Source organism: Pseudodesulfovibrio tunisiensis, from assembly GCF_022809775.1.
Classification (GTDB): Bacteria; Desulfobacterota; Desulfovibrionia; order Desulfovibrionales; family Desulfovibrionaceae; genus Pseudodesulfovibrio; species Pseudodesulfovibrio tunisiensis.
In genome coordinates this window covers 2,175,001-2,197,161 of record NZ_CP094380.1, presented here as the reverse complement: position 1 = coordinate 2,197,161, position 22,161 = coordinate 2,175,001, and the positions used below count along the sequence as shown (strand labels likewise).

Annotated in this window: 18 protein-coding genes and 2 tRNA genes (1 of these 20 only partly in view); 9 read left to right on the top strand and 11 right to left on the bottom strand. The window is 56.4% G+C overall.

The genetic code is table 11. The annotated features are described in order from the left end of the window. The first annotated feature begins 192 nt into the window (after positions 1-192). The 3 genes from MPN23_RS10785 to MPN23_RS10775 all read left to right on the top strand — a co-directional run bounded on the left by MPN23_RS10785 (position 193) and on the right by MPN23_RS10775 (position 5,073). Entirely contained in the window at positions 193-1,371 is a 1,179-nt protein-coding gene (locus MPN23_RS10785) for an efflux RND transporter periplasmic adaptor subunit (RefSeq protein WP_243544206.1), read from the top strand. Beyond that, the gene (locus MPN23_RS10780; RefSeq protein ID WP_243544205.1) at positions 1,368-4,466 is read left to right on the top strand and encodes an efflux RND transporter permease subunit; all 3,099 of its coding nucleotides are present in this window, start codon (positions 1,368-1,370) and stop codon (positions 4,464-4,466) included. The genes MPN23_RS10785 and MPN23_RS10780 overlap by 4 nt, the downstream gene beginning before the upstream one ends. Positions 4,467-4,647: 181 nt before the next feature. After that, positions 4,648-5,073, top strand: coding sequence for a DUF2867 domain-containing protein (locus tag MPN23_RS10775; protein ID WP_243544204.1), 426 nt, complete (start codon positions 4,648-4,650; stop codon positions 5,071-5,073). 97 nt (positions 5,074-5,170) lie between these two features. On the opposite strand, the gene MPN23_RS10770 is transcribed toward MPN23_RS10775, so the two are convergent. Further along, positions 5,171-6,199, bottom strand: a complete 1,029-nt coding sequence (locus MPN23_RS10770) for a DUF1786 domain-containing protein (RefSeq protein WP_243544203.1) — start codon at positions 6,197-6,199, stop codon at positions 5,171-5,173. Between the two features lie 138 nt (positions 6,200-6,337). Here MPN23_RS10770 and MPN23_RS10765 point away from each other — a divergent pair, with 138 nt between their 5' ends. Further along, positions 6,338-7,159 (top strand): esterase/lipase family protein, encoded by an 822-nt coding sequence (locus tag MPN23_RS10765; RefSeq protein ID WP_243544202.1) that lies wholly within the window; start codon positions 6,338-6,340, stop codon positions 7,157-7,159. Positions 7,160-7,248: 89 nt separating this feature from the next. On the opposite strand, the gene MPN23_RS10760 is transcribed toward MPN23_RS10765, so the two are convergent. From MPN23_RS10760 to MPN23_RS10750, 3 genes are all read right to left on the bottom strand, one after another. Continuing rightward, positions 7,249-7,419, bottom strand: a complete 171-nt coding sequence (locus MPN23_RS10760; RefSeq protein ID WP_243544201.1) for a hypothetical protein — start codon at positions 7,417-7,419, stop codon at positions 7,249-7,251. Positions 7,420-7,458: 39 nt separating this feature from the next. After that, the gene (locus MPN23_RS10755) at positions 7,459-7,857 is read right to left on the bottom strand and encodes a hypothetical protein (RefSeq protein WP_243544200.1); all 399 of its coding nucleotides are present in this window, start codon (positions 7,855-7,857) and stop codon (positions 7,459-7,461) included. 133 nt (positions 7,858-7,990) lie between these two features. Next, entirely contained in the window at positions 7,991-9,658 is a 1,668-nt protein-coding gene (locus tag MPN23_RS10750) for an FG-GAP repeat domain-containing protein (protein ID WP_243544199.1), read from the bottom strand. A gap of 207 nt (positions 9,659-9,865) precedes the next feature. Between MPN23_RS10750 and MPN23_RS10745 the strand changes: the two genes are divergently transcribed. From MPN23_RS10745 to MPN23_RS10730, 4 genes are all read left to right on the top strand, one after another. Further along, complete coding sequence (locus MPN23_RS10745; RefSeq protein ID WP_243544198.1) at positions 9,866-11,134, top strand: RsmB/NOP family class I SAM-dependent RNA methyltransferase; 1,269 nt, start codon at positions 9,866-9,868, stop codon at positions 11,132-11,134. Positions 11,135-11,300: 166 nt separating this feature from the next. Continuing rightward, positions 11,301-11,376 (top strand) — tRNA-Val (locus MPN23_RS10740). A 43-nt stretch (positions 11,377-11,419) separates the two neighbouring features. Further along, a tRNA-Asp gene (locus tag MPN23_RS10735) sits at positions 11,420-11,496 on the top strand. A gap of 91 nt (positions 11,497-11,587) precedes the next feature. Continuing rightward, positions 11,588-12,100 carry a GNAT family protein gene (locus tag MPN23_RS10730; RefSeq protein ID WP_341540074.1) on the top strand — a complete coding sequence of 171 codons (513 nt, stop codon included), beginning with the start codon at positions 11,588-11,590 and terminating at the stop codon, positions 12,098-12,100. Positions 12,101-12,374: 274 nt separating this feature from the next. Here the strand turns inward: MPN23_RS10730 and MPN23_RS10725 are convergent, their stop codons facing one another. Next, on the bottom strand, positions 12,375-12,899 hold the full coding sequence (locus MPN23_RS10725; RefSeq protein ID WP_243544197.1) for a hypothetical protein: 525 nt from the start codon (positions 12,897-12,899) through the stop codon (positions 12,375-12,377). Between the two features lie 357 nt (positions 12,900-13,256). Between MPN23_RS10725 and MPN23_RS10720 the strand changes: the two genes are divergently transcribed. Next, positions 13,257-13,829 (top strand): pentapeptide repeat-containing protein, encoded by a 573-nt coding sequence (locus MPN23_RS10720; RefSeq protein ID WP_243544196.1) that lies wholly within the window; start codon positions 13,257-13,259, stop codon positions 13,827-13,829. Between the two features lie 7 nt (positions 13,830-13,836). Here the strand turns inward: MPN23_RS10720 and ybaK are convergent, their stop codons facing one another. From ybaK to MPN23_RS10690, 6 genes are all read right to left on the bottom strand, one after another. Further along, positions 13,837-14,304 (bottom strand): Cys-tRNA(Pro) deacylase, encoded by a 468-nt coding sequence (gene ybaK / locus MPN23_RS10715; RefSeq protein WP_243544195.1) that lies wholly within the window; start codon positions 14,302-14,304, stop codon positions 13,837-13,839. Between the two features lie 81 nt (positions 14,305-14,385). Next, positions 14,386-15,969, bottom strand: a complete 1,584-nt coding sequence (locus MPN23_RS10710) for a glycosyltransferase family 2 protein (RefSeq protein ID WP_243544194.1) — start codon at positions 15,967-15,969, stop codon at positions 14,386-14,388. Beyond that, positions 15,959-17,809 carry an asparagine synthase (glutamine-hydrolyzing) gene (gene asnB, locus MPN23_RS10705; protein WP_243544193.1) on the bottom strand — a complete coding sequence of 617 codons (1,851 nt, stop codon included), beginning with the start codon at positions 17,807-17,809 and terminating at the stop codon, positions 15,959-15,961. Before asnB ends, MPN23_RS10710 begins: the two co-directional genes overlap by 11 nt. A 21-nt stretch (positions 17,810-17,830) precedes the next feature. Next, complete coding sequence (locus MPN23_RS10700) at positions 17,831-18,961, bottom strand: glycosyltransferase (protein WP_243544192.1); 1,131 nt, start codon at positions 18,959-18,961, stop codon at positions 17,831-17,833. A 325-nt stretch (positions 18,962-19,286) separates the two neighbouring features. Beyond that, positions 19,287-20,519 (bottom strand): HD-GYP domain-containing protein, encoded by a 1,233-nt coding sequence (locus tag MPN23_RS10695; RefSeq protein ID WP_243544191.1) that lies wholly within the window; start codon positions 20,517-20,519, stop codon positions 19,287-19,289. A gap of 168 nt (positions 20,520-20,687) precedes the next feature. After that, positions 20,688-22,161: the 3' portion of a DEAD/DEAH box helicase gene (locus MPN23_RS10690; RefSeq protein ID WP_243544190.1), read on the bottom strand. It continues 89 nt past the right edge of the window; 1,474 of the gene's 1,563 nt are visible here — the last part of the coding sequence; the start codon falls outside the window, past its right edge — the gene reads right to left on this strand; its stop codon occupies positions 20,688-20,690.

Below are 22,161 nucleotides of genomic sequence, written 5' to 3'. Positions count from 1 at the left end.
TATTGACACAATGGTATGGCAAGGCCACTATCCCGGGAAACATCCGGCAGTTGAGGCGAAAATCATGGAACATCCTGTTTGGTTGCGTAGCACTTTTCGTGAACGTGCGTTTCGTGATCGCCGTGCCATCTCCTCGCGTTTTTCTCCTGCTTCCATGGATGCCTTCCAGTCCTTTTCCAAGGAAATGCCATCATGAAAGACCGTTTTCCTCATTCCTTTCGGCTGGCCGCAGTTTCAGCCGTCATTCTCGCATTGTTCCTGATCGTGTCCGGTTGCGGGCAGGAAGGCAAGCGCGCTCGGCGTGAAAAGGTCGTTCCGGTCACGGTCGTTCCCGTGGCGCAGGAGGATGTCGCCTACACATTGAATGCCGTGGGCAACGTGGAACCCCTTGCATCCGTGGAAGTCAAGCCCCGGGTGGGCGGAATCATCGTGAAGCAGTGGGTGCGCAACGGGCAGGACGTGGAGCAGGGCGACCCCCTGTTTCAGATCGATGCCCGCCCCTATGATCTGACCATTCAGAAGGCGCAGGCCGAACTGGACCGGGATCGGGCCAGGCTGGAAAAGGCGCGCAAGAGCCTGAAGCGCTATTCCCGGTTGCGTGATCTGAATGTGGTGGCTCAGGAACAGTACGACGACAATTATGCCGAAACCACGGCTCTGGAAAACACGATCCGGCTGAATGAAAGCGTTCTGGCCAAGGCAAGGCTGGATCGGGAATATGCGGCCATCACTGCGCCCATTTCCGGCCGGGTGGGCATCGTGCACGTGAACAAGGGCAACGTGATCAAGGCCAATGACGACCGGACCCTGTGCGTGATCAACCAGATCCGCCCCATCAATGTGGCCTTTTCCCTGCCCGAGCGGTATCTGCCCGAACTCATGGAACGGTTCTCACAGGGGGAGGTCGCGGTGAGCGTGCTTCCGTCCGGCAGTCAGGACAAGCCGGTCATGGCCCGTGTTTCCGCAGTGGACAATGCCGTGGACACGGCGACCGGTACGATTCGGGTGCTGGCGTCCCACGACAATCAGGACAACCGCTTGTGGCCCGGCCAGTTCTCGCGGGTCAAGCTGGTGCTGCGCACCTTGCCGAAGGCTCTGCTTCTGCCCACCCGTGCGATTCTGCCCGGGCTGAAAGGTCCGTATGTCTATGTGGTCAGGCCGGGCAAGGATGGCGAATCCGGCGTGGCCGAGGCAAGGGATGTGAAGACTTCCTACATCGTGCAGGGCCGCACCGTGGTGGAACAGGGGCTCAAGCCGGGCGAGCTGGTGGTGCTTGACGGCCAGATTGCTCTTGCTCCGGGCACCCGGGTGTCGATCAGGGATCGTCCGGATGAGACCGGAGGTACTGCCGGGCAGGAGAAGGCGCAATGAGTCTGTCCGCCCTGTTCGTGCGCCGTCCGGTCATGACCACACTGGTCATGGCCACGATTCTGATCTTCGGGATCATGGCGTATCTGCGATTGCCGGTGAGCGATCTGCCCAACGTGGATTTCCCGACCATCGAGGTGCGGGCCGAACTCTCCGGCGCCAACCCGGAAACCATGGCCTCGTCCGTGGCCACGCCACTGGAAAAGCAGTTTTCCACCATTGCCGGGCTGGACTCCATGACCTCCATCAACAATCTCGGGTCCACCCGCATCACGTTGCAGTTCGATCTGGATCGCAACATCGATGACGCGGCTCTGGACGTGCAGTCCGCCATTACCACGGCCCTGCGCCGGTTGCCGGACGACATGACGTCCACGCCGAGCTTCCGCAAGGTGAACCCTGCTGACTCGCCCATACTCTATCTTTCCCTTTCCTCGCCCACCATGCGGCTGTCCGATGTGAACGAGTATGCGGAAAACTTCATGGCCCAGCGCATTTCCATGATCAACGGCGTGGCGCAGGTCATGGTGTACGGTTCCCAGAAATATGCGGTGCGCATCCAGCTCGACCCGGAACGGCTCGCTTCCCGGGGGCTGGGTGTGGATCAGGTGGCCGAGGCCGTGCGCAAGGGCAACGTGAATCTGCCCGTGGGCACCGTGGCCGGGCCTGCGCGGGAATACATCGTGCGTTCCAGCGGGAAACTGGTCAGTGCCAAGGACTATCGGCCCCTGATCGTGGCATGGCGCAACGGCTCGCCCGTGCGACTGTCCGACGTGGCCCGCGTGTTCGACAGTGTGGCCCAGACCAAACGGCGGAACTGGTACAATGACACGCCTTCGCTGGTGCTGGCCATCCAGCGTCAGCCAGGAAGCAACACGGTGCAGGTGGTGGAGTCGGTGCGTGCGCTGCTGCCCACGTTTCAGGCACAGTTGCCCGAGGCCGTGCGGCTGAACGTGCTCTATGATCGCTCCCAATCCATCAAGGAATCCGTGGCCGACGTGAAGTTCACCCTGATGCTCACCGTGGGCCTCGTGGTGCTGGTCATCTTTCTTTTTCTGCGAAAACTTTCGGCAACGGCCATTCCGAGTCTGGCCCTGCCCATGTCGGTCATCGGCACCTTTGCGGTCATGTATCTGGCCGGGTTCAGTCTGAACAACATTTCCCTCATGGCCCTGACCCTGTCCGTGGGATTCGTGGTGGACGACGCCATCGTCATGCTGGAAAACATCGTGCGCCACACCGAAATGGGCAAGTCGCGGCTGGAAGCAGTGCTGGACGGCTCGCGCGAAATCGCGTTCACCATCGTGTCCATGACCCTGTCTCTGGCTGCGGTGTTTCTGCCCGTGCTGTTCATGGGCGGCATCGTGGGGCGGCTGTTTCACGAATTCGCGGTCACGATCTGTGCGGCCATCCTGATTTCCGGGTTCATTTCCCTGACGCTCACGCCCATGCTCTGCAACCTGATCCTTCGGCCCGGCGTGCCGAATCATCCGGGCAGGGCGTTTCGCGCCATCGAGGCCGGGTTCGAATCCATGCGGCGGTTCTATCGCGTGTCGCTGGATTGGACCATCCGTCACCACAGGCTGACCATGTTCGTATCGGTGCTCGTGTTCGTGGCTACCGTGGTGCTGTTCCGGGCCATTCCCAAGGGCTTTCTGCCCAGCGAGGATACCGGGCGGCTTCAGGCCAGCACCGAGGCCGAGCAGGGCGTGTCCTTCGACATCATGACCATGCGGCAGAAGAAACTGATGCGCATCGTGGCCGCTGACCCGGCCGTGGACAGCTTCATGTCCGTGGTGGGCGGAGGCGGTCCCAACCGGGGCAACAATTCCGGGCGGCTCATGATCACGCTCAAGCCGCGCGAGGAACGGGAGCACGATGCGGATCAGGTGTTGCAGCGGCTTCGGGGCAAGCTTTCGCAGGTGCCGGGCATCCGGGTCTTCCTCCGCAATCCGCCACCCATCCGCATTGGCGGGCGGGCCTCCAAGGGACAGTATCAGTACACCCTGCAAAGTCCGAACACGGCCGAGCTGTTCCGCGTGGCCGCGGTCATGGAGGAGCGGCTTCGCGAACTGGCCGAGTTGCAGGACGTGACCTCGGACATGGAATTCAGCAATCCGGAACTGAACGTGCGCATCGACAGGGACAAGGCGTCCGCACTCGGTGTGAGCGCGTATCAGGTGGAGGACGCCCTTGCCACGTCGTTCGGCAACCGCAAGGTGTCCAGCATCTATGCGGCCACGGATACCTATGACGTGATCATGGAACTGGCTCCGGAATATCAGGCCGATCCCGAGGCCCTGTCCATGCTGACCGTGCATTCGGCCAACGGGAAGCAGGTGCGGCTCGGCACATTGGCCACGTGGGATATCGGCGTGGGCCCGCTTTCCGTGAACCATTCGGGCCAGCTCCCCTCGGCCACGCTCTCCTTCAACCTGCATCCGGGCGTGTCGCTCGGCGATGCCGTGGACAAGGTGGACGCCCTGGCCCGGGACGTGGTGCCGCCGTCCATCAGCACGAGCTTTCAGGGCGAGGCCCAGGCATTTCAGCGATCCATGACCGGGATGTGGCTGCTGCTGATTCTGTCCATACTCGTGATCTACATCATTCTCGGCATCCTGTACGAGAGCTTCGTGCACCCCCTGACCATCCTGTCCGGCCTGCCGTCCGCCGGGGTGGGCGCGCTGGCCACGCTCATGGTGTTCGGCGTGGACCTGAACATCTACGGATTCGTGGGCATCATCATGCTCATCGGCATCGTGAAGAAGAACGCCATCATGATGATCGATTTTGCGGTGGAGGCCCAGCGCGGGCAGGGCATGGACGCGCGCAGCGCCATCCGGGAGGGCGCGCTCATCCGCTTTCGGCCCATCATGATGACCACCATGGCCGCGCTCATGGGCACCCTGCCCATTGCGCTGGGCATGGGCGCCGGAGCCGAGGCCAGACGTCCGCTCGGTCTGGCTGTTGTCGGCGGTCTGCTGGTTTCCCAGCTTCTGACCCTGTATTTCACCCCGGTCTATTACATGTATCTGGATTCGGCCCAGCAATGGCTGCGCCGGATGTTCGGGCACGGCGGGGAGGTGGAGCGCGTCTGATTCCGCATGGTGCGACAGCGTGATTCCGGTTTTGCGCAAATCCGTGGAACCGGGTATCCTTGTCGCAATTTCGGCACTTCATACTCCGGAGGCTCTGCAATGACATGGAAAGCGGTTCTCTACGACGACCCCGGGATTGCGACTGTTCTGAAAAATCCGGATCGCGAGATCGTGAGCACGATTGACGGCAGGGTGGGATTGCGGGAATTCGTGGGCCCGGACCCTGTCCTATCAGCCGGGCTGGCTGGTCGCACTGCGCCGCGTGCGCAAATGGGTGCTCGGTCTTTTCGACAGGGAGGAGGCCGGGCCGCTGGAGATTCATCGGTTCTCTGCGGATTCACTGCCTGTGAAGCAGGGGGAGATGGCAGATTTTTTCGAAATACTGGGATCGGACGGCAGGACCTACTGGATCGGGTCCGAAAGCGTGGACAGCTATCGGGCCACGCTCGGTGTGGTGGGCGAATCACTCGGCAATGGAACCACCCGGTTTCATGTGGTTACGCTGATGCATTTCCGCAATCGGCTCGGGCCGCTGTTTTTCGCGTTGATCAGGCCGTTGCATGATCTGTTTCTCGGACTGGCCACCCGGTCCGCAGTACGGTCCTGAGTTTTTCGTTCGCAAAAGGAAAAGGCCGGAGCACAGTGTGCGCTCCGGCCTTTTCCTGTCTGTGGGAAGGTGTCCGGCAACCTGTCGTCACTGCCCGTCATTTGCCGAGGCGCATGCCCTTGATCAGGCCGAAACAGCCTGCGAGCATCATGTCTCCGCCCGGGGCCGGGAAGCTGACGTCCCGGTCCTGAAGCAGACCTCGCCTGGGGCCGAGCACATATGTCGGGGCAAACCCCTGTGCTTCGGCGGGCAGCTCGCGGGTCAGGCAGCCATGACCACGGTCCTCGAAAACCTGGGCAAAGGAGAGGGCGCCGCGACGGAATTCGGTCAGGTCGCTCCAGAGCTTGGGACCGTCCACAATGCCGGTGTGCTGCTCATACACGCCGAAGATGCGGCCGTTGTAGAGCAGGAAGGCGATGGTGTGGCTGTTGCCCACGTTGACCAGCGTGATGCCGCGTCGAAAGCTCTCTTCCTCGATTTCGGGGACGAACAGCGCACCCAGCACTGCGGCCGCGCCCGTGTCCGCCACCATGCCGCCGCCAATGCTTTCCTGCACGTCCTTCAGACGGGTCATCATTTCCGGGGCAGTGTCATGGATCAGAGCCTCGGGCCTGCCTTCCTGATCGTTGAGCAGTTCGTTCCATACCTTGAACCGGCCCATGCGGTTGGACTTGCCGGGATGGAATCCATGGTCCTGCGCACAGGCCACGATGTTGTCTGGCCAGTCCAATTCCGCGGTTTTCATGAATCTTTTCCACCACGCCCCGTCAAAGTCGGTCAGCGCCACAGGCTCGAAACCGTCCGGACACTTGTCGGTCAGTTCAATGCCCATGTCCGTGACTCGGGTCAGGTCGTCGGCAAAGGTGAAGGCGGCATTGCGTTCGGCTGCGGCCTTGAGTCCGGCCTTGAGGTGCGCGCGAACGAAACGGGTCACGCCGCCGCCCATGTTGCGGCCGTGCAGCCATATGTTTCTGCCCTGGGCCGTGAGAGCGGCAATGCGTCTTCCCACCTGAATGGCCGGGGAGGGCAGCACGAATTTCGGGCAGTTTTCCAGTTCCATTTCCGGGGAGTAGAGCAGCACGTCCTGCGTGCCGCTTCCTATGTCGAGGCAAAGGGTGGTGCCCACGGTTTCTCCTTGGTTGCGGTTCGGGCGGGCCTTTCGCCCGCAGTCGACAGGGTACATTCCGCGTCAGGCTCGCGCAAGTCCGCAGGCGCAACGCCTGCCCGGGTTGACAGGGGGAGCTGCCGTGTTCATTGTCTCGGCATGTCATGGATTCCGGTCGTTCTGCTGGCTGTTCTCGCGGGCCTGCCTCTTGTGCGATACGCCCTGTTTCTGGGCTCGAATCGTCGGGCTGGCCGTCTCGGCACGATACGCGACAGATGCGGGGGACTGCTTTTCCCGTTGTTTTTCGGAGCCGCATCCGCGCTGTGGAGCGAGGTGCTGACCATCCTGTTCTATCCGCTTGGCTGGCTTGCCCCGGCTTTGCCCGGTGGGCGAGGGCTGCATGTGGTGCTCGTGCACGGGCTCTGCCACAACGGATCGGCCTGGACCCTGTTCCGTCCCGGGCTGGCTCGGGCCGGGTTCGGCAATGTGCATGTCCATGCCTATGATTCCTGCACCCGGGACTTCACTGCCGCAGTGGCCGGACTGCGCGACATCCTGCATGGCATCTACGGACCGCGCCCCGACGCGCGCGTGGTGCTGGTTGGGCACAGTCTGGGTGGCCTTGTCTGCCGCAGGATTGCCGGGCACGAGGACTTCCGGGAGCGCCTTGCCGGGCTGGTCACGCTGGGCACGCCGCATCAGGGGAGCGTGCTTGCTCGTCTCGGATGGGGCGCGGTGGCTCCGCACCTGATTCCGGGCGGGGCCGTGCCCCGGGAAGTGGAGCGCGTGCCCGACCCTGTCTGCCCGCGGCTTGCCCTGCTCTCTCCGGTGGACGATTTCGTGTTTCCCCTGCATTGTCTGGACCCGGGCCGGGATGGTTGGAAGCTGGAGTTCACTCCGCCGATGAGTCATGTGGCCATGCTGTACTCCCCGTGGGTGAGACGGCGTGTCATCCGCTTTCTGGAAAGCGTCGTTTCCTGATCCGTGGTTGGACCCATTCCGATTCCGCCAATGAAGCGGCCCGGGAAATTCGGAATTCCCCGGGCCTGTCGCATGTCTTTTTCGGAGCGCTATCTTTCGAACAGCCAGAGCAGTCCAAAGAAGAGTCCGGCAACTGCGGCGACGAGTATCGCGTACCGAATCTGTTCGCCGAGGGAATGCTCCTTGGGCGTGTATTCGGTGCTGGGCTGCTGTGCCGGCCTCTGGTCCGCATCGGGCAATTGCGTGTCGCGATTGGGCATGAAGGCCTCCTTGTCTTGAAATGCGGTTCATTGCCGTCATCAAGCCGACTTGATGGCGGAGCCTGAAGACACGTTTCCGTTCTGGAAGACTGGGGGCGCGCGAATGGCGGAAGGTGCCTGCCCGGTGGGCCGGGCTGGCCTATCTCCGATGTTGCGGGGAAGAAGAAGGGACGTTCGGGACAAGCCCGCCGTGATGCCTTGGGGAAGTGCTGCGGATTTGCAGAAGGCGTCCGAGGGGTTGGATTTCGTGCGCTGGGCAACGTGTGCTGTCCCGGCAGCCTGATCCGGGCTGATCGAGACCAGCAGGGCCGTTTCTGTATCAAGGCCGGAATGTGTCCCCGGAAAAAACGGAAGCGACGCGGAAAAGACCGGGAAAAGGTACAGGCCGAGCAGGAGGGCGATTGCCGCCTGTCCGAACCGTGTTGTCTTGTACGTCATTCCTGTCCTGTTCTCCAAGGTGCCTTGTTTCACATCATGAATGGACGCGTTGTCGCAGTCTGTCAATGGCAGAAAAAATCCCCCTGCCGACATGCATCGGCAGGGGGATTTCGTCTTTTGATGCAATGGCGATCTACATGTTCAGATCATAGGCCAGCACAACGGTCTTGCGCTTGGTGAAGCTCAGCGCGCCCGGGAACGTGTTGACCAGAACGCAGAGCTGGTCGTTGCCGTCATTGTTCAGGTCGGCAACGGCAATGTCTGCGACCATGCCCTTGATGCGGCGGGTCTTCCAGGCCAGATTCATGCCCACGCCGTCCCAGTACATGGAGTGGACCTCGCCCTGGGAGAAGTAGCGGAAGCGTTCGAACACCTGCGCCGCAATGGAGATGTCCTTGTTCACGAGCAGTTCGTAGCGCTTGGCGCCCGGCAGGGCAAAGGGCAGCATGCGGAACGGCACGTTGAAGGTCGTGGTGATCACTCCGCTCATGCCCGGGCCGAAGCCGGCGGGCTTGTCCGCCTTTTCAATGCCGATGCCCGAGGAGTTGTAGCTGTCCGCGGATTCGGACTGGCGCTCCATGGTCTGGTCGTATACGCGCAGCTTGTTGGAGTCGCTGAGCACGATGTACTTGAAACCCATCTGGTCGGGCAGGTAGGCCATGTTGTAGATGGTGGCGAATTCCGGGGACGCGATCTTCTGGCCCTTCACGATGTTGCCGTCCTTGAAGTACGCCTCGTAGATGTACTGGTCGAAGAGATGGCGGGTGCCCACCTTCTGGGTTACCAGAATGGGCTGGAAGGACGGCGGAATGCGCAGCACGCCCAGAAAATCCTTGTGTCCCTTGAGCAGGTACTTGAACTTGCCGCTGCTGAAGCTGAGAATGCCGGAACGGGGCCAGCCCTCGGGGGCGAGTTCCAGCTTGCGCCGTTCCTCGTGATACGCGGAGTAGACAAGCTCGCTGACGCCGTCGCGGTCGATGTCGATCAGTTCCAGACGCACGGGCTTGTCGTTGCGGCGGACCTCGATTTCGTCCAGCACCTTGAGCTTGCCTTCATGATAGCGCAGGGCCGTGATCCGGCCTTCGGCGAACAGGAACACCTCGTTCCTTCCGTCGCCGTCGCCGTCGCCGACCACCATGGAGTAGGAGGGCCAGCGGAAGGTCTGGCTGCGCCAGCGGCCAACGTCCTGAGCCCCGCCTTCGTAGCGGAACTGCGGGTTCAGGGTGTTCGGGTCCACATTGGAACCCTGCGCCTGAAGAAACTGTGCGCCCGTGGGGGCTGCGTCGGCCTCTTCGTCACGGATGTCGTCACCCGCATGCTGCGCGGCCTTGCCATACCCCGGGCGGTTGAACACGTCGCCCTGAATGTCCCGGGCCTTGGCGTCCAGCCACGGGGTAATGTCGTCGATTTCCACCTGCCCGGATTCGTTCCAGGCCAGACCGTTCACGCCACGGACCTTGAGGTCCAGCGCGGCTTCCTTGTCCAGAATGGTGATGGTGCCGTAAACCAGATAGTCCGCACCAACACTCTTGGCGGTCCTGATCGCATCGGCATCGGATTTGGGGTAGCTCATGCCGCGGGTTTCGCTGCTTTCCACGGGCATTGCATGGCCGGACCATTCCAGCTTGCTTTGCAGGCTGGCCTGAAACGCCATGGGGAAGTGGCCGAATTTCTTGGGGCCGCTGTACTTGAAGGGAAGCACGGCGTAGCTTTTGCTGTTCTGGGCCCAGGCCGTCGCACCCAGGAGCAGTATCCCGGCGATGGTCAGGGCCAGCAGGGATGCGGAACGTCGAAAGATCATATTTCCTCCATAAGGGCGTTGCCCTGCGTTTTTCGAAAGAACCCGGCCCTTGCGGGACGGGATGCCTATGTAACAGGTTCCGTGCCGGGATGCAAAGCGCAAGGGAGTTGAAAACCCGGGCGGAAGCCGCTATTCCGTGCATGTCCGGGCCTGTTCGCCGCTGGTCGAGTCAGCCCGGAACCCATTTCTACAAGACAAGGATACCAGATGAAAACACCGCTGAGAACGTTTCGGCTGGTCTGCGATCCCCGGGATGCGGCAAAAGTGGAAGGCCTGCTGCGCGAACAGGGGTTCGATTTCGAGCCGGAACCGTTTTTCGGAATGGCCCGGGTGCTGACCCGGGAACCGTTTCCGCTCGGGGAGTCCCTGGCCGCGCGTTTCGGGCTGGTCTACATTCAGGATCGGTCCAGCATGCTGCCGCCTCTGCTGCTCGATCCCCCGGCCGGGGCCATGTTGCTGGACATGTGCGCCGCACCCGGCAGCAAGACCGGGTTTCTCGCCCGGCTTGTGGGCCGCGAAGGGTTCGTGCTCGGATGCGAGCCGTCTCCGGATCGGCTGGGCACGCTCCGGGCCAATCTGCGGCGCGCCAATGCGGCCAATGCCGCGACCGTGCGCGGCCAGAGTCAGGACCTGCCCTTTGCGAATGGAACATGGGAATACATCCAGCTCGACCCGCCGTGCAGCGGCTGGGGCACCGTGGACAAGAATCCCAGGGTCATGGAACTGTGGGGAGAGGGCAAGACCGCGCCTCTGGTCAAGCTGCAACGCCAGCTGCTGGAAAAGGCCGCGTCCATGCTCGTTCCCGGCGGCTCCGTGCTGTTTTCCACCTGCACGACCAATGTGGAGGAGAACGAGGAACAGGTTGCCTGGGCGCTGGAAAATCTCGATTTGGAACTGGAGCCGCTTGCGCCGCCGTCGGGTTTCGTGTTTGGCGAGCCCATGCTTTCGGGCATGGACGGGGTGTTGCGCGTGGCTGAGGAGTCCGAAGGACAGGGCTTTTTTCTGGCCCGGTTCCGCAAGCGGGGTGGCGACGTTTTCGAGTCGGGCGGCGATATGCCCGAGTTGCCGGGGCGTGCGCTTCGGCTCGACCGGGCGGCCGGGCCCGCGCAGATGGACCTTGGCGCGCTGCCGCCGGGCACGGCCTACGATTTCAACGGCAAGGTGTTCTGGTTGCATGAGCGCGCGCTGGAAATCATGCCCGAGGGATTGAAGTGGCAGGGGTTTCCTCTGGGCCGCATTGCAGGCAAGGGGGCCAAGGCCACGTTTCGACCCGATCCCGGGACCAGAATTCTGCTGCCGGGCAAGCCGGGGCCGGATTGTCTGGATGTTTCGGACACGGAAATTCTCACGGGATTCCTGTCCGGGCGAAGCCTTGGATTCGGTTCGGGCAAGGGACCGGTGGGCCTGTACTGGCGCGGCCTGCCGCTTGGCTGGCTTTCCCGAAAGGGAAGCCGGGTTTTGTGGTCGGGAAAGTGATGTTATTCCGGCTTGTTGTGAAATGATGAAAAAAAGTGAAAAAAGCGTTTGACAAAAGAGCCGAGTATGGACATTATCCCTCTCGCTGCAGCGGTCAACGGCCGCTGGGTTCGAGAAAAAAGTGGTTGACACCTTGATCGGACCAAGCTAAAAGCTCATCCCTACCGGGCGGGTAGCTCAGCTGGGAGAGCATCGGCCTTACAAGCCGAGGGTCACAGGTTCGAGCCCTGTTCCGCCCACCATCTTTGAAATAGAGCGTTGCTTAACACGCTTTATCCATATAGCGGAGCCGTAGTTAAGCTGGTTATAACGCCGGCCTGTCACGCCGGAGGCCGCGAGTTCGAGTCTCGTCGGCTCCGCCATTGAAAGAATAAGCCCTTGCAAGCAATTGCAAGGGCTTTTTCTGTTTGGTATTCGGGCTCAATCCTGACACTGAATACGACTGGAGCCGCGATGAACATAGCTGTTGCCGTGAAAGAGGATTATCCGGAGATAGTCGATGTCTGGGAAGCCTCGGTTCGGGCGACTCATGACTTTTTGTCCGAAGACGATATCCGTTTTTTCAAGCCCCTGATCCTGAACGAATACCTTTCGGCTGTCGAATTGTATTGCGTGAAGGACGAAGCCGAAAGGATTCATGGTTTCGTCGGTGTGGCCGGGCAGAAGATCGAGATGCTTTTTCTTGCCCCTCGCAGAGGCAGGGGATTGGGAAAGCTGCTGCTGAATTTTGCGGTCACCGAATTGGGCCCCGCAAGGTTGACGTCAACGAACAGAATCCCTCCGCCGCCGGCTTCTACGAACACATGGGCTTCACGATCGCAAACCGCTCCCCGGTCGATGGAATGGGGAAACCGTTTCCTCTTCTGCATATGGAGAGGGAGTAGGTTTGACTCGATGTTGTCTAAAGCAGAACAAGCCCTTGCAAGGAATTGCAAGGGCTTGTTCTGCTTGGGGATAATTGTGTAATCATTTTGAAAAGGCCTGTGGTTAGGTCTTTGCCTTTGATCTTCTTATTTTGAGATATGCTGTTCTTTTTCTTTGCGTGGGAATTCAAAGGTTATCCTGCTTTTCATTAAAATGAACACGACCACAATAATGATGATTCCAAACGGTCCAATTTCAGAGTATATTTGGATCAAGGTTTCCATAGGTCCTTCTTCTGCGTTTTTCTTTTGACGCTATTTTGTAGTTGAGTATTCGATCCAGGTGACCATTTTTCTGGTATATAAGATGGTCGTTTTTATCCTTTGTAGATTTGGTAGAAGCCTTCAATAAAATACTTCATCCCTTCATCACCTTCGACCTCATCCGGGTTTTCATGGTTGGCTGTGCGCTCATACCAAAGGGATGATATTTCCATCACATCAGGTGCTATTTTTTTAAGGCGTGTTTGAATCTCGTCTTCTATTTTTTTGTTGCGCTCATAATCATTTAAAATTGCACGAATATGTGTGCTGATCGCGTAAGAAACAATGGCGTTAAGGTTTGCCTTGATTTCTCTGATTGTTATCTTTCTCTTGATCTCATCAAGTTTGTTTCGCGCTTCGGGGGTAATCCCCAAGGTTTTCTTTGGGGTTTGACGGCAGTTTTCAGAAAGTTGTTTGACATATCCTTCACCTTGAAAAGCTTCAACTATATGATTGAATTTTATCGCGTTTATGCTGGCGCTGATGAGGTCTTGTTTTGAGGCGCCTTGTTCAGAAAGAAGGTCCACGATTGTCTTGGCTTTTGGTGACAGTCTAACCCTGATGGTTTGTTTGCTCATTTCAGCCTCTTAGTTGTTTGTGATTATTGTTGATTCTGTTTGATCTCCAGCGAGTGTTCGGTGAAGGCTTTTATCGAGGAATGCGCCTCAGGTGGTCCCAATCACCCTGGAGAACAGCAATACCCCATGGGTATTTTTTTATACAAGAGGTATACCTTTTTTTGTTGATGAAAAATAATTTTATCAATTATGACAATGGTTATGAGGGGCTTATTGGTTTTTTTAATATTTTTCGGTGTACCTGTTTGTGGCAATTATTCTCGCTTGGTTGACTCCGTCAATCCATCTGTCCCTCCCCCCCTCTGGACCCCACACCAGCAATAAATTACCCTATGTCTCCATCGGAGGAGAGCCAGCATGTTTTCGGAGCAGGAAGCGTATGAGCGGGGCGAGTTCGCCCGGGTGGAATGCGGGGAGGATTTTCCGGGAGCCACGTTCTATCGGTGCGTGTTCACGGATTGTTCGTTTCAGGCGCGGCGGCTGGAGGAATGCACGTTTGACGACTGCACGTTCGTGCGCTGCAATCTGTCGCTCATGGAAATGGCGGGTGCGGTGTTCACGGGCGCGAAGTTTGCGGACTGCAAGATGCTGGGCCTGAACTGGAGCGGCACGGGCGGCTTTCTGTCCGCGTCCTACAGCGGATGCATCATGGAAAACAACGTGTTTGCGGACATGAATCTTTCCCGGATCCGCTTCACGTCATGCCTGCTGGCCAATTCCACGTTTTCCCACACCAGGCTGAGTCATGCCGTGTTCGACGACTGCGACTTGACGCAATGCTGCTTTCATCAGGCCGACCTGAGCCATGCGGATTTCAGGACGTCGCGCAACTACTACATGAACGCGGAGACCAACACCCTGAAAAAGACGCGGTTTTCCCTGCCGGAAGCCGTGTCGCTTCTGGCAAATCTGGATATCGTTCTGGAGTGATGGCGGGCTATTTGCCCACGGGATGGAATTTTCCGCCCGTGAGGGCGCACAGGTCTTCCGGGGACAGCTCGATGTCCATGCCTCGGCGGCCTGCGCTCACGAAAATGGTTTCCTGCGATTCGGCGGATTGGTCGATGATCGTGGGCAGCCGTTTCTTCTGGCCCAGCGGACTGACCCCGCCCAGCACGTAACCGGTCGTCTTCTGCACCACATGCGTGTCGGCCATGGTCACCTTTTTCACGCCAAGCGCCTTGGCCAGCGCCTTGAGGTCGAGCATGCCCGTGACAGGTACCACGGCCACGGCCAGACTTTTCGTATCCATGGCAACCACCAGCGTCTTGAACACGCGCTCTGGGGCAACGCCAAGCTTCTGCGCCGCTTCCCCTCCATAGGATTCCGCCTTGGGATCGTGCTTGTACTCGTGAATGGAGAATTGGATTTTGGCCTTTTTCGCGGCCTTGATGGCTGGGGTCATGAAATCGTCCGTCCTGAAGAGGTCTGTCCGGCTTTTTTCTGGAATCCGTCAGACCATGTGTTCTGGGTTGAAAGGGGATGGCTATTTCCCTTTGCTGAGTCGAGGTTTGAGTATTCCAAAAGATATTGCCAACCCCTTCAGCAGAAATTTTGGCTTTAAGAGGAATTCCCAATAAACTTTTGGGCAGATTTTTTTTACAGCATGCAGGAATGCATAAAATCCCTTTGCGTCAGCATGATCCTTGAGGAGCCGATAGGCATCATTGCATGCCAGTCGGATTTGATCTTCAAGCCATCCTGTTTCCTTGGCGATAACACCCTGTTGCAGTCCGTAGTCATAGGAACTGATCGGACGAAGCAAGTTGGCAATTTTTTGAGCAGCAGAGCTTTGTACCGTCGCGTTTGCCCCATGGAATCTCCAAGTTGCTACGTGGTCGGGAAATACTGCCACTTTGGAATTGGCAATTAGCCTGTGCAATGAATGTTCATCTGAACTGATTATATCATATGAATAGAATCCAAGCTTCATGGCCTCATGTCGGTTGTATATGGTCGCAGCATGGGTTGTGCCAAAGGAGTTGTCACGCATAGCCTCAAAAGCTTCCTCGCTTGTAATGATCGGGGGAAAGTTGCGGTTCATGCTACTTTTTCGGACATTCCCATTTGAATGAAGAACAACCTGATTTGCACAGGCAATGAAAACTCCCGGGGATGAGGATATGGTCTTCATTGCTTTGGCTACCCAAGTCGGGTCGTGCAGAAAATCATCGCCATCAAGGTTCAACACCCAATCACCATGGGCATAGTCAAACAGGGCCTTGCGGTAATTGCCAACGCGCCCAAGGTTTTTTGCGTTTTTGTAAACCCGTACGTTTTTCACTCCCTGATATCTTTTCAGAATTTGTTGGGAGTTATCCGTGGAATTGTCGTCGCTAACGATAACCTCAAGGTTGGGATACGTCTGTGCCAAAGCACTATCAACGGCCTGCAAAATGAAACCGGCCTGATTGTATGTGGGAATGACAATGGACACCAAAGGGTGTTCTCCCTTTGATTTCAGATGGCTGATACTTCCTCTGGTCAGGGAGGGGGGCTTGAGCAACGAGTGGAGGTCAGGCACCTGGGGTATCTTTTCGCTTGAAGCTCGTTCCATGTTATTAATTCCCTTGATGAAAGGATGTGATTGTTGTCTTGGTGTGCGCCACAGGATTATCGTTTTTTGCGGGGCGCTGATCAAAGAGCATGAAATTTCTTCAAGCGTATTGCTGTCAAAGGTCTCACCCCATGCAGTCGGTGTGTCGCATTCCTTTAAGGAATGATTGGTCAGGAGGATTGCTCCATGTGGAGATAAAAAATCGAAACACCTTTCAACTGCTTTTGCAGAGCAGGGGGTTGTTATTGCGATTACGTCAAAATCAAGCGAGTTTTGCGCCAAGAATTTTTTGGGACTCCCATTCCATAAAGTCAGATGATCCAAGTATGGGGATAGATGGTCAGGGATGTCTGCAATGTCGATATGCTCGGAAACCGCAACTTTGTGTGGGGTTGTAATTCTGCATAAATCGATCAGAGAAGGTATGCCGATCTGCAGGTATCGGCCTTGAGAAAAATGCCCAAGCAGTTTTTGGGCAATGTCATGAGCAAAAGCAGTCTTCTTAGTGCACATATTTTTTCAACCAAGACCCCAGTATCGAGATAAGCCACATACGTTGGCTGTTTTTGCGTTGTTTTTTCATGTCGCCGGCGACCAATTGAGAGACGAAGTCCTTATTGAGGTATTGCCATAAAGGATGATTCGGAGTTGAGGTGAATTCTTGGATACGCGGTACAAGTATTGTTTTGGCCCAGTCGGATATGGGGACCGAAAAACCTACCTTGGGGCGATATATGGCATCATGAGGGAGATATTTGGCTGCGAGTTTCTTCAAGAGCCATTTATTCTCGCCATTCTTGATCTTCAAATTGGGAGGCAGTTTTGCCGTAAACTCAAAAAGGACGTGATCGAGAAGAGGTGATCTTGCCTCCAGGGAATTTTGCATCCCTGCAATGTCCATCTTGGGTAGCAAGTCTCCGGCAAGGTAATGCTTGTAGTCGATTTGTTGCAGTTGGTTGAGAAGCGGGCCATCCAGATTCAATTCGGATAGGAGATGCCGTTCGTATTTTGTGCGAGTTGGCAATATCTGATCGAATACTTCTGGGCGATACAGTTCACGGCGGTATCGTGTGGAAAAGAAATGGTTGAATCGTAGAACCTTGTTGTATGGCGACAGGCTTGAATTCAGCCTGTCTGCAAAACTGAGCAACTTGGTGGACGAGGTGTGTCGGGTCAACATATCGTCCATGATGCAACCCAAGGCATGTCCCGACAAGGCAAAGGGGGAGAAGAGTTTTCTCAGCCTTTTGGGATTGTATTTCCCATAGCCTCCCATTAATTCATCACCTCCGTCGCCATTCAGCACGACTTTAACCTGTGATGCTGCATGGGAACAGACAAAGAGGCTTGGTAGGGCCGAATTGTCTCCATATGGTTCGCCGTATGCGGTTATCATATTGGAAAAAAAGGAGGATACAGTTTTTTCGTCCAAACGTTTGGGGTGATGATCCGAATGACAGCACTCCGCCACTTTCTGTGCGTATGCCAACTCGCTTTTGCCGTAGTTGAATCCCACTGAAAATGTTTTCAAAGGTCGATGGGTCATTTCTGCTGCCACAGCTGCGACCAAGCTTGAGTCGACTCCACCGCTCAGGAGAACTCCCACTTCAACATCGGAACGCAAACGCAGTTTTACGGATTCCTTAATGAGAGATTCAAGCTCTTCAAATGCAGTCTTTTCGGAAATTTCATGGTTTGGGGTGAAATCCAATCTCCAATAGCATTCGGTGAGAAGTTGACCGTCCTTGAATCTTGCATAATGCCCGGCCGGAGGCAATTTCCAGCATTTGTCGTATATTGTATATGGCGCGGGGATGAATTGGTATGCCAAGAACAGGTCGATGGCTTGCGGGTTGATGCTTGGGGAAACGGGCAAGGACTCTGCCAGCGAGTTCAATTCCGATGCAAAATAGATGAAGTTGTCATTACAGGAATAAACCAAAGGCTTTTTGCCCATTCGATCACGGACAAGGTAAAGCTCTTTTTCTTTTTTGTCCCATATTGCAAAAGCAAACATGCCCCGAAGTAAGGGGAGACATTTGGTTCCCAATTTGGCCCACAACTCAACAAGTACTTCAGTGTCGGAAGAAGTCCTGAATGAAAAATGCTGAAGGTGATTTTCTTTCAGCTCTATATAGTTGTATATTTCACCATTGAAAACGATCGCATAGCGTCCGCACTGACTGTGCATCGGCTGCGAGGCTCGACGGTCCGTGTCTATGATGGCCAATCGTGTATGGCCAAGTTTGCATCCGGAATCTTTCCACAGACCATTTCCATCGGGCCCTCTGTGGTGAAGAGAGGCAAGATTGAGCTCGATAGCTCCATTGGTTGTTCCAATTATACCGCACATGGTTTCCTTCCATTCCTGATCTTATTTTCTGTCGGATTCCAGAATCTGTGAATATATGCTGGTCAGCTTTTGAATGTAATTTGTTATTGTGTGCGGTCGAGATTCGTTTTTGGTTGCCGCTTTTTTTTGTTCGTACAGCGTGTTGTCATTCAATAAAAGAAGCATTTTTTGTGCTATGTCATCTATGTCCGTGGTGCATATTAGACTGGACCCCGATGCGATTTCCATCGAGGGGACATGTTCTGATATTATTGCAGGGAGGCCACAAAACAGGGCTTCCAAGTGTGTAACTGGCAGGCCTTCATAGTCTGAAGGCATAACCAAGGCATGGGCGGCCTTGAGGTGCTTCGGGATTTCCTTGTTTGGCACATACCCTGGAATTTTAACCCATTCATTTACATTCAACTTTTTTGCCAGAGCTTTTAGCTCTGATTGCAGTGAGCCATCACCAAGGATCAGCAGGGAGCAATCAGAATTTTCTTTTCTGATCTTGGCAAAGGCACGGATGAGTTTGTCAAAGTTTTTTTGCCGAACAAGGCGGCCTACCCCAATGAAAACTCGTCCTGTCAGCCCGTATTCTTTTTCGAGATCGCAGGGGCAAACATCGAGCTTTTCGGGATCGACCGCATTGTAAAGAACCTCCACAGGGCGTTTTGCCCAGTTGTGGTCATGTTGTATGGTTTGAGCAACTGCTTTTGATACGGCCAGGTAGTGTGTTGTACGCCACGAAAGAAGCTTGTTGATGATGCGTCTTTTTCGTTTTGTTTCCGATTTGATATTTCGGATATGGCAAATTGTTGGGATTCCAGTTCCCAAACTGGCCAAACGACCAAAGTAATCCCCAGAAAAATGAAATGTATGTATGATGTCTATTTTTTGTTCCGTCAAAAGCCGTCGAAGTCGAAAAACGGTATCGATTCTATGTGAACTTATGACATTTTGACTGTTTCCAATGCAAAACACTTTTATGCCGTTCAGTTCATACTGCGGCATTAACAGCCCTGTTCCAGAAATGTTTATGACAACCGGAACTATTTTTTCCTGTTGTTTTAATTTGAGATTCAAATCCAGCAACCAGTTTTCAACCCCACCAAAGGGGAGACCGCCAACAATGTATGCGACCCTGATTTTGTTTTTATCTTGTGTCTTCATGTGTATAGCTGTTGCTTTGCGTGGACCGGAGACGCCATAGGGCTGGTCCAGGACGGTGGTATTAGCGAGCCAGAAATTTTGGCTTCGGGTGCAATGGTGCCAATGTGGGAAGTCTTCAGTGCAGATTTGAGCTTTGTTAAGAGTGTTGTGGCCAAGCCTGGACATTCTTGGCTGTTCTTATTGTACCTTTTGACACCGAGGAGTGTGTTTTCGGGAGTCTGTCCCCATAGTTTTTTCAGTGCATTTTGGGTGTCAATCTCGATTACTTGGCCCCATTCCTTTCGTCAAGAGGCAGCCTTTTCCCTAGCCGTGTCGAGCCGTCATTTCATCCCCGCGCCATGGCAAAGCACTCTTCCGCATTATCCACGGCGACCCGTACTATGGAACGGTCCAGCTTGCCTTGATCGCCCATGTCCTTGAGGATGGCGACGACCTTTTCCACCGGCATGCCGGATCGGTACGGCCTGTCCTGAACCAGCGCCTGAAACACGTCGGCCACGGCCACGATGCGCGCGGGTTCGGAAAGCTCCAGGCGCGGTGGATGAAACGGGTAGCCCGTGTTGCCTATGCAGCTTTCATGATGAAAGGCCGCCCATTTGGCGATGTCCTCCAACCCTTTGATCGGGCGTAGAATTTCATATGTTTCATAACTGTGCTGGTTGATGACGGAGCGTTCCACCGTGGAAAGTGGGCCGGGTTTGTCCAGAATGTTGTCCGGCACATGCAGCTTGCCGATGTCGTGCAGGTAGCCGGCCACTTCCAGCTTGTCCACGACATCCGGAGCCATGGCGAGTTGTTGTGCAAGATAGCGGCAGAGGTGCGCCACTCCTGTGGAGTGCTGGGCCGTGAACGGACTCTTCTGGTCCACGATGTAGGAAAAGATTCGGGCAAGTTCCTTGAGGTCCTGCATGTCCATGGGCTTTTCGTGTCCAAGGTGCGCCATGTCCCAGGCAAAGCGGTTGATGTGGCGGTCTTCCAGAGAAATCCAGAACGCCTCCGGACCGGAAATGTCCAGAAAGCAGTCCACCAGTTCCGTCGAAAAATACGTGTCTTTTTTCTGGATGATGGATTCGCGGATGTGGTCGGCATGGAGCAGCACGTTTTGTCCATAAAAGGATGCGCTTGTCACGTCCACGCGGTCCGCAAGAAAGATCAGGTTGGCCAGTTGTCTGGCCTTGGCCGGGATATCGATGGAGTCGAAAGCGTCCCATCGGGTGTGATGGTGGAGGATGGGGAGGGCCAAATGGCTGAGCGGCTTGAAATTCTTGAGCAGATTGTAGCCGATTTCGCAATGCTGACTGGCGCCTTCCCAGTCGAATTGGTTCACGAGATGGGTGTGGATCGAGTCCGAGGAAACCCCGCAGTCATGGATCAGGCCGAGTTCGAAAATGTCGGCCTTGTCTTCCTTGGTGAAGTCCAGATGGTGGGCCAACTGGAGCGCGATGTATCCCACCCGCTTGCCATGATTCGTGTCGTTCATGCCCACAAGGCTGACAGCAGCTTCGATGGCAAGGATCATTTGTCTGAGATCTATCTGCATCTCTGCTTGTTGCGGCATGTTTTTTCCTCCGAAAGGCGGTTGATGGTGAAATTGGTGATCTTGAAACATATATCGTTTTGCGTTTTTTTTGCAAGATTTCCGCGCGGCAGGAAATGAGTCGGCATAAGAAAACGCCCCCGACAGGATGTGTCGGGGGCGTTGATTTCTGATTTCGGGACGTTGGCGCTATCGGCTGGAGACCAGAGGGCGGCCTTTGCCCCCCTTGTTCAGGGCGTGCATGATTCGTTCGGCCTCGCGCGGCGGGGCCGTGAAAGTGGAGGATTTGCCGTTGATGCGCAGATTCTGAATCTTGAACGGTGGCACCTGTGCGCTGTGGCTCACGTAGTCCACGAGTTTCTTCGGGCTCATGCCGTGAGCGCGGCCCATGAAAATGGTCAGTCGTTTGCGGCTGCCGTTTCTGGACTGAACAGGGCGATCGTTGATCTTGCGGTAGCTTCGCGGGTCGAGTTCCGCGCCAAAGGCCTGGCGGAGCAGGGCGGCGACAACATCTTCGGAGCTGCCTTCCTCCAGCAGGTCGCGGGCCATGTCGAGATAGGGAGCGTGTTTCCCCTTTTCCATGATCGCGGCAAGGTCCGAGCAGGCCCGGGATTTCTTGGTGTGGATCACGTCCTCGATGCGGGGCAGCGGAGCCTTGTCGATATGAAAGCCGGCATTGCGCGCGATGAACATGAGTCGGCGGAATTCGTTGGGGGCGATCAGGGTGATGGCCACGCCTTCCTTGCCTGCGCGTCCTGTACGGCCCACGCGGTGGGTGTAGGTTTCCGGATCCTGAGGCAGGGCGAAGTTCACCACATGGGTCAGGTCGGGTACGTCGATGCCGCGCGCAGCCACGTCCGTGGCCACGAGCACGCAGATGCGCCGTCTGCGGAACTGGTCGAGGATTTCCTCGCGCCGTGCCTGGGACAGGTCGCCGTGGATCGGTGCGGCAGGGTAGCCGCGTTCGGCAAGGCGGTCCGCCACAAGATCGGTGTCGCGGCGGGTGCGGCAGAAGACCAGACCGTAAAAGGCCGGGGCCGCGTCAATCACCCGGCACAGGGCTTCGAGCCGATCCGAGTCGTGCATTTCATGAAAGACCTGACGGGTCAGCGGAGCTTCGGACTTGGCGGGCTTGACCGAAACCACCTCGTAATCGCCCATGAATTCCGCTGCAATGCGCATGACCTCGCGGGGCATGGTCGCGGAAAAGAGCAGGGTGTTCCGATCCGGTCCGGCATGGGCCAGAATGGCGCGAACATCGTCGATGAAGCCCATGTTGCACATCTCGTCCGCCTCATCCAGAATGAAGTGGGAGAGCTTGTCCAGATGCAGGCTGCCGCGCTGGATGTGGTCCATGATGCGGCCCGGGGTGCCGACGACAACGTCCACACCGCGCTTGAGATTCTTGAGCTGCTGAAAAATGGGCTGGCCACCGTACACGGGCAGCACGCGGATGCGTTTGTGCCCCTTGAGGGAGTTGATTTCGTCGGAAACCTGAAGGGCCAGTTCGCGGGTCGGAGTCAGGATCAGAGCCTGTACATGCCCGGGGTGTTCCTCGATGCATTCGATGATGGGCAGACCGAAAGCTGCGGTCTTGCCCGTGCCCGTGGACGCCTGGCCCACGATGCTACGGCCGCCCTGCAGGAGCAGGGGGATGGTCTTT